We start from the raw sequence: 17051 nt of genomic DNA, 5'->3' as shown, positions 1-17051 counted from the left end.
GGAATTGGGAGATGACATGATGGCATTGGATATTCGCAGTGCGGAAATCAATGATATCCCCGTGTTATGTGCTTTAATGACACAACTCACCGGCCATACGGTTTCGGCTGATACAATGGCAAACCGCCTAAAATTTGTTGCTGAAAGCCCTTATGATGCCTTGTATGTCTGTCACGAAAACGGGATGATTCTTGGATGTTTGGCCTTTAGAATTCGTGAAAACATTGAGGATGCAAGCAGATATGGGGAAATCTCTGCATTGGTTGTTGATGACGAGGCGCGCCGTAAAGGAGTAGGGCGCTTTCTTGTTGACTATGCTGAAGGATTAGCAAGGCAACTTGGGTGTATCGGGACTTGGTTGGTGAGTGGATTTGGTCGAGAAGAAGAGGCACATCATTTTTACAAATCAATCGGGTATGAAGTAACGGGTTATCGATTTGTGAAGAGACATTCGCCATGTAGCGACCATGGTTGAAGTGAAAGCGTTGGTTGATCCTAAGCTTCTGATTTCAGTGCTGAGACGATTGTTGGTGATGGATACGGATGTTGTCCGCAATTGAAACATGCAAAGAACGCGGCATTTCCATACCGCGTTCTAATGGCCTTTTATGCCCATCTGAAATTTTAAAAGTCCGGAAGGTACAGAGTCGCTTCATTTCTTCCTAGAATTGCTACGGAGAATTGGTACTGCGATGAACACCGCGAATAGAGCAGCAAAAAGCCCTAAAATGAGTGGACTTGGTATCCCGCGAGTAATTCGCCAATGGTTCCAAGGAGAAGAAACGGGAATCATGAAGATGGCGGCAACTATCCCAACGAGAATAGCAGCCATATTAGTCCAGAGACGCGACAAGTGTCCAGACACGCGTTCAGCGGGTTGGCTTGTCCAATCACTTGCGATGAGACGAGGGACTTTTCTAAGGTAGGCGTACACATGGACGGCTAAAAGTGGTAACCATAGAGCGACACTTGCCGCATGAATCTTGAGAAACAGTCCCATGTGCGTTGGTCCAGCCACTGCCAGTCCCCATCCGCTAATAAAGACTAAAATCGTGATGAAAACGAGGAAAGGTGCTAAAATTCGTAGCCAAATGTTCGGAGGACCTTTCCGAACGAAAGTCGGTGAGTTCGTGTAGAAGCGAAAAAAACGATAACCCGTACTGAACATCTTCACGACAAGTGGGCCAGACAAAAGTATACCGACAAAAATGTGTACTGAGATCAACGTGTGTAAGTTCGCGGTAATCACAAGCTCTGTCACGATGAGTATAAAGAGCACAGCACCGGCAAGTGCGGTCAACCGTTCATTACGGATAGCGGAAGCGTGTTTGTCAGCATAGAGCTGTCGACGATGCATCAATTCTATTCTCTCCAATCTATGTTCATAAAAGCCTCGGGAAGTCGAGCCAAAACGTGTTCAAAGTATATAGCTCCCTAAAATACCGAGTGCATACGATGCAACACCGACAATCACACCAGCGATTGTCATTTCGAGTCCACTAGACCACCACGAGCGGATTGTGATGGTACTTTTTGCAGTGCCAACGATGAAGTGGGCCAATAGACTAATCATTGCTGCGGCAATTATCGCCGGTAGTCCTCTCATGAAAAAGAACGGCAAGAGCGGTATAATCGCGCCAACAAAGGTGGAGATTGAACCAACCAACGCGGATGTCCATGGATTTCCAAGACTCGCTTCATGTATCCCATGTTTTTCTTGTGTCATTGTCTGGATAAATCTCTCGTTATCCGAAGCGAAATGAGATGCAATCCGTGACGCGTCTTCCTCCGAAAATCCTTTTATTTGATATATCAGCGACAGTATTTCGATCTCTTTGTCTGGGTTTTCACGGACACTATGTTCTACTTCTTTTCGAGTGCGTTCCATTAGTTCGTTTTCGGATTTCGTTGCTAACCATGCGCCAGCGCCCATGGACAAAGTGCTCGCAAGGGCGCCAAAAAAGCCAGAAACTAAGATGGTATGACTATCCGGTGTATAGCCGGCAACCCCCGATATGATTCCAAATATCGCACCCAGACCATCATTCACTCCGTATATTGCATCGCCTACCCAGTTGGTTGCATTTTTCTTTTGTTCACTTCCGATAAGTTGATCCAGCCTGGCGGTTGGGGACATTGTTGTCATGTAGATCACCTCTGTACACTGCATATCAATGCTTTGCTGAGGCCCATTATTGAATTGGACAAACATATTAGTCAATTGTTACCGCAGAAGTATGTAGGAGCGAACGGAATGACTTATATCTGTCCAATCCGTGTGATTACATTCACTAAACAGTTTCATACATTTAAATAGATACTATATATTTTTCACTGAGTTGATTATACTATCATTAGTCGTTTCTGAATGAAGCCGATAGGCACACCCAATAGGGAGAGATACAGATGGAACAGTATAGAATTGATAGAAGCAAAGGCTTAGAATTTGGTATTTATACGTTGGGAGACCATCTCGCGAATCCATACACTGGGCAACGCATTTCTGCGGCACAGCGAATTCATGAAATTATTGAATTAGCGAAGCTTGCTGAGCAGGCTGGCGTTGATTTTTTTAGCGTTGGTGAAAGTCATCAGGAGTACTTCGCCACGCAGGCACATGCTGTGGTTTTGGCGGCGATTGCTCAAGCCACAAAGACCATTAAGATTGGGAGTTCTTCTACGATTATCAGCACTTCCGATCCCGTTCGGGTGTATGAAAACTTCGCAACAATCGACTTGATTTCGAATGGTCGCGCGGAAATCGTAGCTGGTCGCGCTTCAAGGGTTGGGCTTTTTGAATTACTAGGTTACGATCTCCATGATTACGAAGAGCTGTTTGAAGAGAAATTCGACCTTTTATTGCAGATAAACAGGGAAGAAGTTGTGAATTGGAGTGGTAAGTTCCGGGCTCCGTTGCGGGATGCGAAGGTTTTGCCACGCCCGCTTCATGGATCTCTGCCCATTTGGCGCGCAGTGGGTGGAACGCCCGCCAGCGCTATCAAGGCTGGATATGCTGGAGTGCCGATGATCATGGCTCATCTGGGAGGGCCTGCTGCCTATTTTAAGCGAACCATTGATGCCTACCGTGAGGCTGCGAAGATGAATGGCTTTGACCCTGCGACGCTTCCGGTCGGAACAACCGGGTTTTTCTATGCAGCCGAAACGACACAACAAGCGCTGAAGGAATATTATCCGCATATCAACGAGGGTATGAAGTTGACGAACGGTCAAGGATTTTCCAAACAATTGTGGGCGCAAGGCGGCGATACACGCCATATTATGAACGTCGGAAGTCCGCAGCAAATCATTGAGAAGATGCTCTATCAGCATGAACTGTTCGGGCACCAGCGCTATATCGCGCAGATGGATTTCGGCGGTGTACCATTCGATAAGCTAGCGAAGAATATCGAGATTATCGCTACGGAAATCCTGCCTGCCATTCGAAAGTATACGGCTCCAAAACAGGAGGCTGAGTAAAATGAGGTATTGCTTTTGTCTGGTTCAAGAGTCGGATCGAAAACAAGAACAGCGTTGAATCATATACAAACGTCTTTCGCTGAAAAGTATCCAGAGGTTGAAACATCGCTTATTGATTTAGGCGAATATGATGTCCAGTTTAGTGATGGAAGGAACTACCTCGAGTATGATGGGGATACGGGGATTGTGGCAAGAGCCATTATGGATGCCGATGCCGTTGTCATTGGAACGCCCATTTTTCAGGCATCTATTCCGGGGACATTAAAAAACATCTTTGACTTGCTCCCAGAGAGTGCATTTCGAGATAAAGTTGTGGGTATTGTGGTGACAGCGGGATCGTCAAAACACTATTTGGTCGCAGAGCATCACCTGAAGCCGATTTTAGGCTATATGAAAGCGCAGATTGTGCAGAGCTACGTATTTATCGAGGAATCTGATTTCTATCGCAAGGAAATTGTAAATGATGATGTTCTTTTTCGAATCGAGCGACTGGTTGAGGATACCGTCCTATTGACCAAAACTTATACAAAACTTCGCGAAGAGAAAGAAGCAGAATACGGGTTTTAAGAGCGTACGCAAAGCATGACCTGCGCGAGTGACGCTGACTTTCGCCAGGTTGGTTCACTGTTGCACGAGTGAGCACGATGACAAGGATAAACGACAAGGATAAACAAGGTTAACGGCAAGCCGTATTGGCTTGCCGTTGCTGTTAAACATTCCTAATGACATTCGGATTGCTGATATATCCCCCCGTACTTTAACACACCCCATATCAACCTTTTGTGTTATTATTAGGAATAACGCTTTCGGGTTAAGAATTTTCTGGAGATGAGAAGATGATTCGCAAGGTCTTAAGACCGGTTGTTGTGTTAACTGTCTTCGGATTGCTAGTAGGCCTCTTGAATACTCAATCGTACGCGGAAGTTGATGGCAAAGTGGTTCAGTCCGCCTCAACAGGTGCTATTGTCGGCCATATTTTAATGAGTGGATTCTCAGGGCTAATTCTTGGGTTCTTTGTGGAACTGATCTATCGGCTTCTAAGGAACAAAAACTAATATAAACCCGGATTTCGACGATTGTGTCCTCATGAACTGGTGTGAATAATTGAAAAGGTGCTCCCCGTATGGCTAAGATGAGTTTGTCGAGAACCACATCTTCGCTAGGAAGGAGCACCTTTTGGGTGAAACAATATAATCATACACGAAGTCAGTTTGCTCGTAAAAGCTCTACAATTCATACTCGCTACGATTTGAATGCCGCCACCTCCTTTGGCGGTGCAAGTGGTCTCATAGATTTCGTTTTGGGAACGGGTATTGACAGGGAGTTTTGGGTACATGGATTACGCAAGGGCAGAAACACCCAGTTCCACATGGACGATATTGCTCTGACCGTCATTTTCGGTTCCTTGCTGGGTCAGGAACGGATTTTCCACTTTGAGGACATCGAACAAGATCCCCTGTTGAAGCTGAAGTTGGACGTGCCGAAACTGCCTGATACGACTCTGTTGTATAAGGATCTGAAGCGGCTCGGTTCCGACGCTGGCATCAAAGCGATACGTTCGGCGCATAGACAAATCCTAAGGTCACTTCTCCCCAAAGGACAAGGCATCGTGGTCGATATCGACTCCTCTGTAGAGACTGTTTATGGCGCGCAGCAACAGTCCGCTGTTGGATATAATCCACACCATCACGGACGAGCGAGTTTCCATCCCTTGCTGGCGTTTGATTCACTCACTGGTTGTTGTCTCTATGATGAGTTGCGCTCTGGTGACGCCCATACATCAGATGGATTTGCGGATTTCTACAAGGCGATGAAAGACCAGTTGCCGGATGGCGTCAACATTCGTGCCGTCCGCATGGATAAAGGGTTTACCGGAGAAAAAGTGTTTCAGATATTGGAGCAAGATCAGCGGGATTACGTCATCAAACTGAAGTGGACCAAGCGACTCGCACAGTTGGCGCAAGCGCCAAATCTCCTCTGGCACTGCATCACAGAGAGTGACCGGGAACATTGTGACGTTACTTCCATCATGTATCAGGCAACATCCTGGGACAGGCCTCGGCGGGTCGTGATTGTGCGTCGCTTAGACATTGACCCCCAGGAGTGCCTGTGTGCGGATTGGCTCTGGGAATACGAGGCGATTGCCACAACGTTTGACTGGAGCGGCGAGGATGTATGGCACTTCTATAACTTTCGTGGTAACGCTGAGAATCACATCAAGGAAGCCAAATATGGATTTGCCATTGACCGATTCTCCAGCCAGAATTTCGATGCCAACAAAGCGCTGCAAGGTCTAAAGCTACTTGCGTATAATCTACTCCTGCTGTACAAGCACGTCGCGCTTCAACCAGGGGTGCGACAGTGGACCGCCGGACGGCTCAGACGAAGACTATTCCATCTACCTGGGATTCTAGTGCGTCATGCACGCCAGTGGAGCATTCGTCTTCCCGTGTATGCAAAGCATCGGTCGTTGATCATGCTTCATGCCGCCACGTAGATTTTTCTTCCAATTGAAAAAGTGGAGTTCATAGCCTGGCTTGGGGAGGGGGGAATTGTGTCCATTGCTCTAGTTCCGTACCATGATTTCGCCGTGTTCGCTAACAAATCCACCAAATACTTGAAAACATGCCCCGGTCAATGACCTCAATCACCTAATCGTCGAAATCCGGGATAAAAAGTACCTTGACGAAATATGGAAGACCTAATATCGTGTAAAATAATAGAGTAGATGGAAAGAAAGAGGGGATGGAAATGGCATTCAAGTTTTCTGGCATTGACCACGTTCAATTGGCCGCTCCCGAAGGTTGCGAAGCCGAAGAACGCAGGTTTTTCGTCGACCTGTTAGGTTGGGAGGAAATCCCCAAACCAGAACCCCTTCGTAAGCGTGGTGGCGTATGGTTTCAATGTGGCAAACACCAAGTACATATCGGTGTTCAAAAGGACTTTGTTCCTGCGATCAAGGCACACCCCGCATTTCATGTCGAAAACATCAGCGAGTTGCGGGAGTACCTATTACAGAAAGGTGTCAACGTAATTGACGACGACGCTCGTGCAGATGAAGGTGTAAAACGTTTCTACTTGAACGATCCGTTCGGAAACCGCCTTGAATTCCTAGAGTGGCTGTAAGCCGAGGGGGTTATGACTTTCAACACCGTCGGGTTCTGGTGACACTCGTCGTGGCAAAGTAGAACTTGCCATACCGCACCGTTGATTTGCCTCGCATCCAGGACAAATTACGCCCCTCTTTTCATGGTGTAAGAAATCCCCCGTTTAACCGAACAGAGCGTTTTCAATAGAACACTTGACAGCTTGCTACTGGGTATACTACAGTTCGTGTGTACCACATGAAGCGGTACACATAGTACAAGAGGAACACAGCGTCATGACGGATAGGGGCATGGGCATGTGGATACACGTGGATCCACGCTCTCCGGTACCGATGTATCAACAGATTGTGGAGAGTGTGAAGGCGAACGTCGCCAAGGGGATCTTGAACCCCGGTGACAAATTGCAATCGGTGCGTGAACTCTCTGTGGAGTTGGCCATTAATCACAATACGGTGGCGAAGGCCTACAGGGAATTGGAGCGGGAAAACGTGATTGAAGTGATTCGCGGCCGTGGCACATTCATTACGCTGCAGCCGACAGCTCCGAACGCCGAACAGCGGCGAGAGGAGATGCGTGAGACGATACGCAAGTTGCTGATTGAGGCGCACCACCTGCGAATGAGTCACGAGGAGTTGTGGCAGATGTTCCATCAGGTGATGGAGGAATGGCGATTGAGTAGGGAGACGGAGGCACCGGAATCAACGGAAGAGGGGGAAAAATTGTGACGTCCATCGTCGAGACGCACGATGTAACAAAACAATTTGGTGATGTCACCGTGATCGACGGCGTATCACTGAATGTTCCACAAGGCGCGATTTATGGCCTTGTCGGCGCGAATGGGGCAGGTAAGACGACCTTGATGCGAATGCTCATCGGACTGATGTGGCCAGATGCGGGTGAGGTACGCCTCTTCGGGCAAGTGCTCGAGCGCGACTCGGCGCAAATCCGTCAGCGTGTCCATTATGTCGCGGCCGATGGGAGTTTTTTTAAACAATTACAGGTCAAAGATGTGCTGACGTACTCGCGATTGTTGTACGAGCGATGGGATGACACGCGCTGCCAGATGCTCGTTCGGGCGCTCGAACTTCCGCTCAATCGTCGCGTTCGCAATTTGTCGCTCGGCATGACGATGCAACTGCGACTCGCGATTGCATTGTCCGCGCGCCCGGATCTGCTTGTGCTCGATGAGCCGACAAATGGACTTGATCCGATTGTGAAGCGCCAGTTTCTCCAACTCATTGTGCAAGAAGCGGCCCAGGGGAGCACGGTCGTTATCGCAACGCATCAATTGGCGGACGTGGAGCGAATTGTTGATGGGGTTGGCCTGTTATACCGCGGCAGAATGGTGATGGATGGGATGCTTGACGACCTGAAGGGCGCCATCAAACACGTTCAAGCGGTTCTTCCTGGTGGACCGCCCGCAGACATAGACCATTGGCCGGGTGTCTTGGAGCGGACGAGCAGGGGGCAATTTTACACCTTCGTGGTCGAGGGCACTGGCGACGATTTGGCCAAGCGGTTGCGGGAATCCGGTGCGACATACCTCGAGGTGATGGACGTAGGATTCGAGGAATTGTTCCGATACGTTATGCAGAAAGAAGGGTATTCGCGCGATGGCATCTTACTTTCCTAAGGCCCTTTTGTATCGGGAGTGGAAGTTGCAACGGTGGTGGATGGTCTTCTGCGTTGTCGCCATCTGCTGGGCGCCAGTCTGGAATGTGCTGATGTTCTTGCAGCACAAGGCCGCCGCATCAACGGGTGTGTATCACGAGAACGTCATGGTCGTTCGCCAAGAATTCTGGCAGAACTTCAGCGACAGCGTTTTGTATATCGGCGGATCCAAAGGGGCGGGTTCCGGCGTCGGGTTTATGGCGATGTTGGTGGCGGTCGTTTTAGCGGTGGTGTTCGTCTGCCTGGATAGGGGGCAGGGATCACTGTGGTATTCGCTGTGTGGCCCAGTGTCGCGCAAAGCCCTGCTGCGGACGAAGTTTTTCCTTGGCAGTTTCACTTTGTTGTTGGCGGTTCTGATTATCACCATCGTGAATTTCGTCGTGAATGGATTTAATCCGTTGCCTGTGTCGCCGGGGCAAATTTTGCTTTGGTTCGTCGGCGAGTTTGTGCTATTGGAGTCGGTGTTCGCGATTGCCTTTGCCGTCTCAGTTTGCGTTGGCAACGTGATTGCAGCGGGCCTGTGTAGCCTGGCGGTACCGTTCGCGCCCATATGGCTTGGCATGCTGGGTGAAGAAATATGGGTGAATATCGTCAGACCAACGGAAATACTCCCTCGCCCAGGTGAATTGGCGGAATTTCTGTCCAGATTTTCACCGTACAGCATGTTGTATCACCCTGTCAGCTATAACGGGCTATTTTTGGTCTGGTACCTCGCACTGATTGTTCTGTTCTACATGGTTGCGCAAGGATCTTTTCAACGGGCCCGGCCCGAACGTTTCAATCACCTGTTTATCTTTCCATGGGTGTGGCGCGCGTTCTCGGTTTGTTTCAGTCTGGTCGTCGGGTCATTCATTGCGGCAACGCAAATCACCAACTCGACAGACGTTTCATTTGTCGTTTGGTTTCCGATTTCGAGCCTCATCATTTGGGGGATTTTCTACTATACAAGCCGGTGGATGGGCAATCGAAACCACAGGGAGGCACACTGATCAATGTCCGTATTAACGCTCGAACACGTATCGAAGACGATTGGCCGACGCCTGATTGTGGACGACGTAAATATGGCGGTGGAACCCGGCGAGGTATATGGGTTTCTGGGCCCAAACGGGGCCGGTAAAACGACGACCATCCGAATGATTGTCGGGCTCATTCGTCCCACCAAAGGCAGTATCCGCGTGATGGGGCACGACATCTCGCGCGACAGGCGGGCGGCGCTCTCTCACGTTGGTGCAATTGTCGAAAATCCGGAGACGTACAGCTACCTCACAGCCCGTCAGAACTTGGTGCATTACGCTCGCCTGGCGGGTATCCCTCATGCGAAGCGGCGCATTGAAGAGGTGGTTGACCTCGTCGGGCTCACAGGGCGTGTTGACGACAAAGTGAAGCGCTACTCACTTGGCATGCGTCAGCGCCTGGGTGTCGCCCAAGCGTTGCTTGCGAATCCCAAGCTGCTGGTGCTCGATGAGCCGACCAACGGGCTCGATCCCGCCGGCATACGCGAATTCCGCGAAATGATCCGCAACCTTGCCCAAGGTGGCATGAGTGTCTTGGTTTCCAGCCATTTACTGAGCGAGATTCAAATGATGTGCGATCGCGTTGCCATCCTCAAAGGGGGACGCATCATTGCACAGCGCTCGGTCAGTTCGTTGGTCGATGGGACGGCGAGCGCTGCGATGATCCGCGTGTCGAATGAAAATGCGGCGGTGCGCGTGTTGAAGGACAGGCAGTGGGACGCCGAAGTGTCTGCAGCGCATGTGATTCGCGTGCGGACAGACGGTTCTGCCATTCCAAAGTTGATTCGAGATCTGGTTCGAGCCGAGATCGACATATATGCCGTGGAACCGGCACGAGAGTCCTTGGAGGAAGCGTTCCTGGAACTCACGGATGACAAGTTGGCGTCGTCTTCCTCGACGCCTGCGGGAGGTGTCGCAAATGCTTGAGTTAGCAAGCGTGTTTGCGAACGAATGGATGAAACTGATGCGTCGCAAGCGCATGTGGGTGGCGGCAGTTCTCGGCGCATTCGTGGTCGGATTGTTCGCTTTGAGCACTTACCACGACCATCAAGAGCAATTGCGGTATAATTCGCCAAGCGCCTGGCAACAACAAGTGGCTACACTGAAACAGGATATCGCACAGCAGAAGGCGCAAAAGATGACAGACCAGACGAAAGCGCAGATTCAGGCCGACAATCAGCAAATCAAGAGCCTGCAAGGACAAATTGCGGCCTATCAGAATGGCAACGAGAATTGGCGCCAAAATGTGCGCGACGAGATCACCCAAACGAAGCAAGACGAGAAGATGGCCGCAGCAGAGCACGACAGCACGACCATGAGCATGGATCAAGGCAGTTTGCTACGGTTAAATTATCAATTGGCACACGATGTCCCTCCGCTTGTCCCTGGAGAACAATCGGCTTATCAAGAATTCACGAGTTTCATTTCGGTGGCCACGCAGATCTTCCTTCCCTTGTTGGCAGTGATTCTCGTAGCGGATATGGTGTCTGGAGAGACGACGAGTGGAACGATTAAGTTACTTTTAATTCGACCCGTGTCGCGTTTTAAAATCTTGTTCGGCAAATGGCTCGCGAGTATGGCTGCCACGGCGGCGTTAACTGTGGCGGTGTGCGTTGCGCTGCTGTTGGTTGGCTGCGGCATTCTGGGCACAGGTGGGGCCAAGTTGCCGGAGTTGGTTGGAACCCGCTATACATTCGTCCAACAGCCGCAACAAAGCGGCCAGGTTGTCAATACAGGCCCTGCCCAATTGGATCCGGTTGCGCACTACGCACATACCCTCATCCTTCCTGAGTGGCAGTTTGTCGTCTATGGCATCTTACTCACCACGCTGGCGATGCTCGTTGTCGCGACCATCGCGTTTCTGTGTAGTGCGTTGTTCAAATCGGCGATGGCGAGCACTGCGGTTGCGCTGGGTGTGGTGATTATCGGCGGCATTTCTGTCAGCTTTGTGCATAGTAAAGTCGTTGTGGCGCTGTTTCCAACGCACCTCAACCTGTTTAGCAATTGGACCGGGGCACTGGCCGAACAATTGAAGATGAGCGTCACCTTGACCACGGGGCTCGTTGTACTGGCGGCGTGGGGGATAGTTTGTCTCATCGCTTCACTTCTGTATTTCACGCGCAAGGACGTGTTGAATGCTTGAGGACGACCCCGCTAAACTTCGATTTTTCCGGACCTTCATTCTGATATATAATGTGGACGTAATGTTCTGAAGGTAGGAAGATGAGGATTGGACTCAGAAATACACTTTTCAAATAGAACAAAACCGCAAGTTATCAGTATTCACCCTGATGTGAAATCGTTTATCGACACGAATAATGCCTTGGTGTATTGCCCAATGGCAGACGATAATGTCGAAAAACGCGACTGCGAAACCTGCATGTGGTACGAGCACAATGTGTGTACTCGATTTTAGTGGCGAGTGTCCCAAAAGGCATTTTTGATGCTTAGCGGGACATCCTTCTCGATTGTTTGAACTGCGTTGAACGAAGAAAATATGTGATGAATTGGTAGCGTTCCTCGTCTAGGCGAGGAACGCTACCAATTTCAGTAGGTTATGAGCAACACTTACCAACCCCATTTCGATGTGCACTTTGGGAAAGTCCCGTAGAAGGAATCGTCTAAATACCCGATTTCCTTTGGCGTGACAAAACACGCTTTCCACCTCCACCATGCGCTGTGCGGATAGCTTTCGTCCTCGTTCACTTCTCAAGTTCTCTCGTGCTCTTTGCTTATGTTCTAGCAAAGCTACACTGACTCCAATTTGACGGTTGTTTTGTGATTTGGTGCATTGACTTTTTAGCGGATACGAGTCATAAGCGTCGCACTGGTAATAGCGTTTTTTCAATGAGTATCCAGTCTCGGTTTTGACCGTTCGTTCGTACCGGAAGGTTATTCGCTGATTGCCCGCGCAAATGTACACATCTCGTTCAGCATCGTATGTCCAGTGTATTGAACTTAATTGATTTTCCGTTCCCACTGGACATTGTAGTCAGGCTTAAGTTGTCCATTATTCATGTGGTTCTCTTTCATTCGCGTGAAGGTGGCGTTCGAATCCGTTTTGTTGTAATTATTATCGCCGCCTTGAAACATAGCTTGCTGCATTTCGTATTTTTCGCATCGAGGCAGGTAGTCCTTGCGGATCTTGCGTATTGCCTTGCGAAGAGATTTTTTTAGGGGAATTCATTCGTTGTTGTTCTGAAGTAATGGGCTGCTCCCTTCCTAGTTCCGCCAGATTTAGCTCTCCATATTCGAGTTGTTCCCGTTGGTTTACTTCTTCGATTTCCGCTAACAACTCCCGGCTTTGTGTTTGTAACCGGGCCTGAAGACGATCTGTGGACTTCTTCCAGACAAAGGTGCAGCGATTCGCGTTCGCCTCAATTTTGGTTCCGTCCAAGAAGTAATGCTCACCTTCGTCGATCAGCAGTTCAAGTACCGCCGCAAAACTTGTTCTACAAGGTTCTTGATTCGCTCCGAGCGGTACCGATTGATGGTACGGAAGTCGGGTGTCTTGCGGGCGCTTAGCCACATAAAATGGATATTCTCCCGCAACGCCTTAGCAGTTAGAGTCTCAAGTAGTGGTGTAAATTCAGTGGTTAGATCTTGACGAAAAAGCCATCGAGTGCAATCTACTAAAAGTGACGAGCAATCAGTAGAGGAGGCACATCGATGGCTTATACGGATAAGATCGCACTTTTGGAGTTGATTCGCAAGATCGGATTAGAAGATGGTGATGTGGACTTTTTGAAGGAGGGTCTGAGAGTCCTTACGCAGGCAGTGATGGATGCTGAGGTCAGCTCGCTTATCGGTGCTGAACGCTACGAGCGTACTAACAAGCGCAGTAATAGTCGAAATGGACACCGTGATAGAGAGTGGGACACTCGTGTTGGAACGATTGATCTGCAGATTCCTAAGCTTCGTAGAGGGAGTTACTTCCCCAGTATTCTGGAACCCAGGAGAAAAGCTGAGAAGGCGCTTTTATCGGTTGTTCAAGAGGCCTATGTGCATGGTGTGAGTACCCGCAAGGTGGATGAGTTGGTTGAATCCATGGGGATTCAGGGAATCAGCAAGAGTGAAGTATCTCGCATCTGTAAGGAGCTAGATGACGTTGTGCAGGACTTCAAGAACCGTCCGCTTGAAGGAACGTATCCATATTTGTGGTTGGATGCGACGTTTCCCAAGGTCCGTGAGGGCGGACGTGTCCAGAGTATGGCGTTTGTGATTGCCATTGGGGTGAGAGCCACCGGTGAGAGAGAGGTATTGGGATTTGACATTGGTACCAGTGAGGACGGCTCGTTCTGGCTGACTTTCATCCGTAGTCTTGTTGCACGTGGTCTGCGAGGCGTTCAGTTGGCGATAAGCGATGCCCATGAAGGACTACGTAGTGCCATTGCATCTGCTTTAACAGGAGCTACCTGGCAGAGATGCCGAGTTCACACCATGCGTAACATCTTGAGTCAGGTACCCAGGACGTCACAGGCGATGGTCTCGTCCATTGTCCGGACGATATTCGCTCAGCCAACGCAGGAGGCAGCTAAACAACAACTTGCTGTTGTCGTAGAACAGCTCCAGGGAAAGTTTCCGAAGGCGATGGATGTCCTAGAACGTGCAGAGGAAGACGTACTTGCCTACATGGCATTTCCAAAGGAGCACTGGAAGCAAATCTGCTCCACAAACCCGCTGGAACGTTTAAACCGTGAACTGCGGCGACGCTTTGACGTGGTTGGCATCTTTCCAAATCGGGATTCCGTGATACGACTTGGTGGAGCCATTCTCCAGGAGCAAAACGATGAGTGGATCGTTGCACGGCGATACTTTAGCAGAGAGTCGATGGCGAGACTGACGGGAACTCAGGAACAAGAGTTACTGGCACCGACGTCTGTTTTACATAAATGACCCAAGTCACAGAGTGATTGCACTCAAACAATTTACACCACTTGACGGGACACTACCTTAGCGATCTGACTGGAAGAGTAAATTCGTTGTGTATATGCGTAGACAAGTACTTTGGTAAGCATTTTGGGATGGAAAGGACTCCGACCACCGCCAGAATAGTGCTGAAGAAAAAGCCCGTCGTTCATTCGATTCACGGTGTCGTTCACAATACGTACAATATGATTGGGGGAATGAGGTCTTCCAAATTCATTGGTAGGAAAAGTTAATCCATGCTATACTCTAATGAAGGTAACGTTACTCAAAAGAAATCGCTCCATTCGGTTTATGTTTGCTTGACACTTACATTTTACCGGATGAGCGATTTCTTTTTTGTGTATAAACAGTAAATTCGCCATACTTATACAAAAACAGGGAGTGTTCTCAGTACCGAAGCACTTTTGGGCCCCACTTGCGTGTACGAAAAAGAAAATTAGGAGTAATAGGCAGTGACGTTTGAAGTTACTCGTGCTTGATCACTGAAGAGTTGTAGGTAGTAGTTGGAACCGGACGGTATGTTGTACCAATCAACGTGACCACTTGCGGGTGACGCAGAGCTTGCTCCATAAGGTGTAGCCGCTCACGCTTCCTGACGGAGGATGGGCGGTCTTTTGTTATCTGAAGTGGCGGAGGATTATGCGGATGATTGTCGTATGGATCGTATGATTCTACCGACAGTCATAGGAGGAGCGCATAAAAGAAGAGAGACTTCAGGTTTGGCCGCCTCGTCTCTCTTCCCGACTGGAATGCGTTTTAAACGCTTTCCATATGGACTATGCCATCAGCATACGTGATTTCATTTGAAGATGTCCAGTCCTATCTTGCGTTTTGTGAGCAGGAGGATGTTTCTAGTATCCGTCCACAAGCGTGTAATCGCTGTGGTGCGAATACACGCCTCAATCGGCACGGGGTTTACCGAAGACCTGTGTGGTGCCACGAAGGTCGCTGTCTGATTCCTATCTTTCGATTTCAGTGTCCGTTGTGTCTGAAAACAGTCAGTGTACTGCCTTCCTTTATTGGTCGCTATGAGCGTTGCACATGGGATGTCCAGGAAGATGTTCTCATGGCTGTGGATGAAGGAAACTCATGTGAGCAGGCGGCTGAACAAGTGGCTCCGCCGATAGGCCCTCTTTCATCCCGCACGGTGTGGCGGTGGACAGTTCGTTGGCGCGGATGGTTGCACGATGTAGAGGCGTATTTTTGGCAATGGCTTATTGAACGTGATCCAACCTTGGACATCCCCCGGGGCCGCGACCGTCCGAAAACACAGCTTGCCTTGCTTCAACGAGTTTGGAACCAGGTTGCGTCAATGTGCGTGAACGCTCGCCTGTTTCATACCCTGTTTCGGATCGGAACGTCCCCAGGTTTGTTTACCAAGTAAAGTTCCCCACAACATATGTCTATGGAGCCTGTCCTCAGTTCCCCGGAAAATGGACACATCCCACCATTGAAGGAGGAACCATGGAATGGATTTGACGTTGAGAGAGCAAATTGCGTTATTTCGGTACAGTCTGATTTCACCCGTTGTAAGTCGGCAGACGCCGATGACACCGGGTGAGCTCGGTGCGTTATTAAGAGAGGTGAGCGCACGAGACTACGATATTCCTGGGAGTACACAAACACAGGTAAGCGTGCGGACGCTTGAGCGGTATTTGGCTGCGTACCGCAAGGGCGGTTATGATGCGCTGAAGCCGAAAGTCCGCCAGGACAAAGGGCTGACCAAGCTGTCCACTCCAGTCTTACAACGCGCTTCGGAGCTTCGCCGTGCAAGGCCAGAGCGAAGCGTGGAACAGATTATTCTACTGCTTGAGGCCGAAGGGATTGCACAGCCAGGGTCTGTCGCAACGAGCACATTGGCCAGGCACCTAAGGCAAGCAGGGCTCAGTCGCCGCGATGTGCTGATTGTTCCGCAAAACAAGGGTACCTTTCGGAGATTTGAAGTAGAGGACATTCACCTTTTGTGGCAAGCGGATTTTAAGCACGCCTTATATCTTCCAGACCCAAACAATCCGGGACGGAAGAAAAAAGCGATCTTATTTGCCATCCTTGATGATTACAGCCGAATGATTGTTCATGCACAGTTCTATTGGGATGAGCAGATGCCCCGTCTAGAGGATAGTTTCAAGAAAGCAATTTTACACCACGGTGTGCCCGAAAAACTGTATGTCGATAATGGAGCCGTCTTTTCGTCCCACCACCTCAAGCGCATTTGTGCAAGGCTTGGCGTCAGTCTCTCACACAGTAAGCCCTACCGCCCTGCTGGTCGTGGGAAAATTGAGCGGATATTCCGATTCCTTGACACAAGCTTTATCCCGGAGGCGTATGAAGCCGTAGCTCGTGGTGATGTAGAGACTCTAGAAGAGCTCAATGAAGTATTTCACACTTGGGTAACTGCATTCTACCATGTGAGAAAACATGGTAGTACGGGTGTGTCACCGCAGGAACGAGTGGCCGCTAGTGAGAGAAAGACAAGGCGCATCCCGGAGGCAGACTTAAACGAAATTTTCTATTGGCAAGAGGAACGGAAGGTGGACAAAGCAGGGTGTGTTTCTTTGCAAGGAAACCGATTCGAGGTGGATAGCGAGTTGGCGAGGACGACCATCCAATTACGCTACGACCCATTCGATTTGTCTACCATTCAGGTGTGGACAGGCGAAAAACGATGGCCGGATGCAAAAACGATTGATTTGACCCATCCCTATGACCGGCGTGTACACAAGGAGCAACAGCCCACCGAAGATGATATAAGGCCTGGTGTGAGCCTGTTTGATGCACTGAAGGAGCGGAAGAAGCAGCAAGCTGAGGGCCTGAAATTCTCTACAACGATGGATGGTGATGCACAGTGACACCC

General features: G+C 49.6%; 17 protein-coding genes and 1 pseudogene. 12 read left to right on the top strand and 6 right to left on the bottom strand.

The genetic code is table 11. The annotated features are described in order from the left end of the window. Nucleotides 1–19 precede the first annotated feature (19 nt). The gene (locus K1I37_RS13985) at nt 20–475 is read left to right on the top strand and encodes a GNAT family N-acetyltransferase (RefSeq protein ID WP_031219342.1); all 456 of its coding nucleotides are present in this window, start codon (nt 20–22) and stop codon (nt 473–475) included. A 177-nt stretch (nt 476–652) separates the two neighbouring features. Here K1I37_RS13985 and K1I37_RS13980 read toward each other — a convergent pair whose 3' ends face one another. Beyond that, the gene (locus K1I37_RS13980; RefSeq protein WP_152498885.1) at nt 653–1357 is read right to left on the bottom strand and encodes a hypothetical protein; all 705 of its coding nucleotides are present in this window, start codon (nt 1355–1357) and stop codon (nt 653–655) included. Nucleotides 1358–1417: 60 nt separating this feature from the next. Then, complete coding sequence (locus tag K1I37_RS13975) at nt 1418–2146, bottom strand: VIT1/CCC1 transporter family protein (RefSeq protein WP_021298666.1); 729 nt, start codon at nt 2144–2146, stop codon at nt 1418–1420. Between the two features lie 260 nt (nt 2147–2406). Between K1I37_RS13975 and K1I37_RS13970 the strand changes: the two genes are divergently transcribed. From K1I37_RS13970 to K1I37_RS13930, 9 genes are all read left to right on the top strand, one after another. After that, a complete protein-coding gene (locus tag K1I37_RS13970; RefSeq protein ID WP_021298667.1) occupies nt 2407–3477 on the top strand; it encodes an LLM class flavin-dependent oxidoreductase in 1071 nt (356 codons plus the stop codon). Nucleotides 3478–3492: 15 nt separating this feature from the next. Then, the gene (locus K1I37_RS13965; protein ID WP_223204260.1) at nt 3493–4044 is read left to right on the top strand and encodes an NADPH-dependent FMN reductase; all 552 of its coding nucleotides are present in this window, start codon (nt 3493–3495) and stop codon (nt 4042–4044) included. Between the two features lie 613 nt (nt 4045–4657). Further along, the gene (locus K1I37_RS13960; RefSeq protein WP_242215904.1) at nt 4658–5974 is read left to right on the top strand and encodes an IS1380 family transposase; all 1317 of its coding nucleotides are present in this window, start codon (nt 4658–4660) and stop codon (nt 5972–5974) included. A gap of 254 nt (nt 5975–6228) precedes the next feature. Next, nucleotides 6229–6603, top strand: coding sequence for a VOC family protein (locus K1I37_RS13955; protein ID WP_021295218.1), 375 nt, complete (start codon nt 6229–6231; stop codon nt 6601–6603). Nucleotides 6604–6859: 256 nt separating this feature from the next. Then, nucleotides 6860–7309, top strand: coding sequence for a GntR family transcriptional regulator (locus tag K1I37_RS13950; protein WP_021295217.1), 450 nt, complete (start codon nt 6860–6862; stop codon nt 7307–7309). After that, on the top strand, nt 7306–8217 hold the full coding sequence (locus K1I37_RS13945) for an ABC transporter ATP-binding protein (protein WP_021295216.1): 912 nt from the start codon (nt 7306–7308) through the stop codon (nt 8215–8217). Before K1I37_RS13950 ends, K1I37_RS13945 begins: the two co-directional genes overlap by 4 nt. Then, nucleotides 8198–9244 carry an ABC transporter permease subunit gene (locus tag K1I37_RS13940; protein WP_021295215.1) on the top strand — a complete coding sequence of 349 codons (1047 nt, stop codon included), beginning with the start codon at nt 8198–8200 and terminating at the stop codon, nt 9242–9244. Before K1I37_RS13945 ends, K1I37_RS13940 begins: the two co-directional genes overlap by 20 nt. 3 nt (nt 9245–9247) lie before the next feature. Next, on the top strand, nt 9248–10195 hold the full coding sequence (locus K1I37_RS13935) for an ABC transporter ATP-binding protein (protein WP_021295214.1): 948 nt from the start codon (nt 9248–9250) through the stop codon (nt 10193–10195). Next, complete coding sequence (locus K1I37_RS13930) at nt 10188–11411, top strand: ABC transporter permease subunit (RefSeq protein ID WP_021295213.1); 1224 nt, start codon at nt 10188–10190, stop codon at nt 11409–11411. Before K1I37_RS13935 ends, K1I37_RS13930 begins: the two co-directional genes overlap by 8 nt. Before the next feature lie 381 nt (nt 11412–11792). Here the strand turns inward: K1I37_RS13930 and K1I37_RS21940 are convergent, their stop codons facing one another. From K1I37_RS21940 to K1I37_RS21935, 3 genes are all read right to left on the bottom strand, one after another. Further along, nucleotides 11793–12191 (bottom strand): transposase, encoded by a 399-nt coding sequence (locus K1I37_RS21940; RefSeq protein WP_161624323.1) that lies wholly within the window; start codon nt 12189–12191, stop codon nt 11793–11795. Between the two features lie 150 nt (nt 12192–12341). Next, nucleotides 12342–12665, bottom strand: a complete 324-nt coding sequence (locus tag K1I37_RS13925; RefSeq protein WP_081653953.1) for a hypothetical protein — start codon at nt 12663–12665, stop codon at nt 12342–12344. Between the two features lie 23 nt (nt 12666–12688). Then, a complete protein-coding gene (locus K1I37_RS21935; protein WP_206922944.1) occupies nt 12689–12799 on the bottom strand; it encodes a hypothetical protein in 111 nt (36 codons plus the stop codon). Nucleotides 12800–12937: 138 nt separating this feature from the next. Between K1I37_RS21935 and K1I37_RS13920 the strand changes: the two genes are divergently transcribed. Further along, nucleotides 12938–14164: an IS256 family transposase gene (locus K1I37_RS13920; RefSeq protein WP_146824841.1), complete on the top strand. Its 1227-nt coding sequence runs from the start codon at nt 12938–12940 to the stop codon at nt 14162–14164. Nucleotides 14165–14199: 35 nt separating this feature from the next. On the opposite strand, the pseudogene K1I37_RS22080 reads toward K1I37_RS13920, so the two are convergent. Beyond that, nucleotides 14200–14414: pseudogene (locus K1I37_RS22080) on the bottom strand (transposase); the annotation flags it as partial. 1252 nt (nt 14415–15666) lie between these two features. On the opposite strand from K1I37_RS22080, the gene K1I37_RS13915 reads away from it, so the two are divergent. Next, a complete protein-coding gene (locus K1I37_RS13915) occupies nt 15667–17046 on the top strand; it encodes a DDE-type integrase/transposase/recombinase (RefSeq protein ID WP_021295220.1) in 1380 nt (459 codons plus the stop codon). Nucleotides 17047–17051 lie beyond the last annotated feature (5 nt).

Origin of the sequence: Alicyclobacillus acidoterrestris (assembly GCF_022674245.1) — a bacterium.
Lineage (GTDB): Bacteria > Bacillota > Bacilli > Alicyclobacillales > Alicyclobacillaceae > Alicyclobacillus > Alicyclobacillus acidoterrestris.
This window is presented reverse-complemented; position numbering and strand designations above follow the sequence as displayed.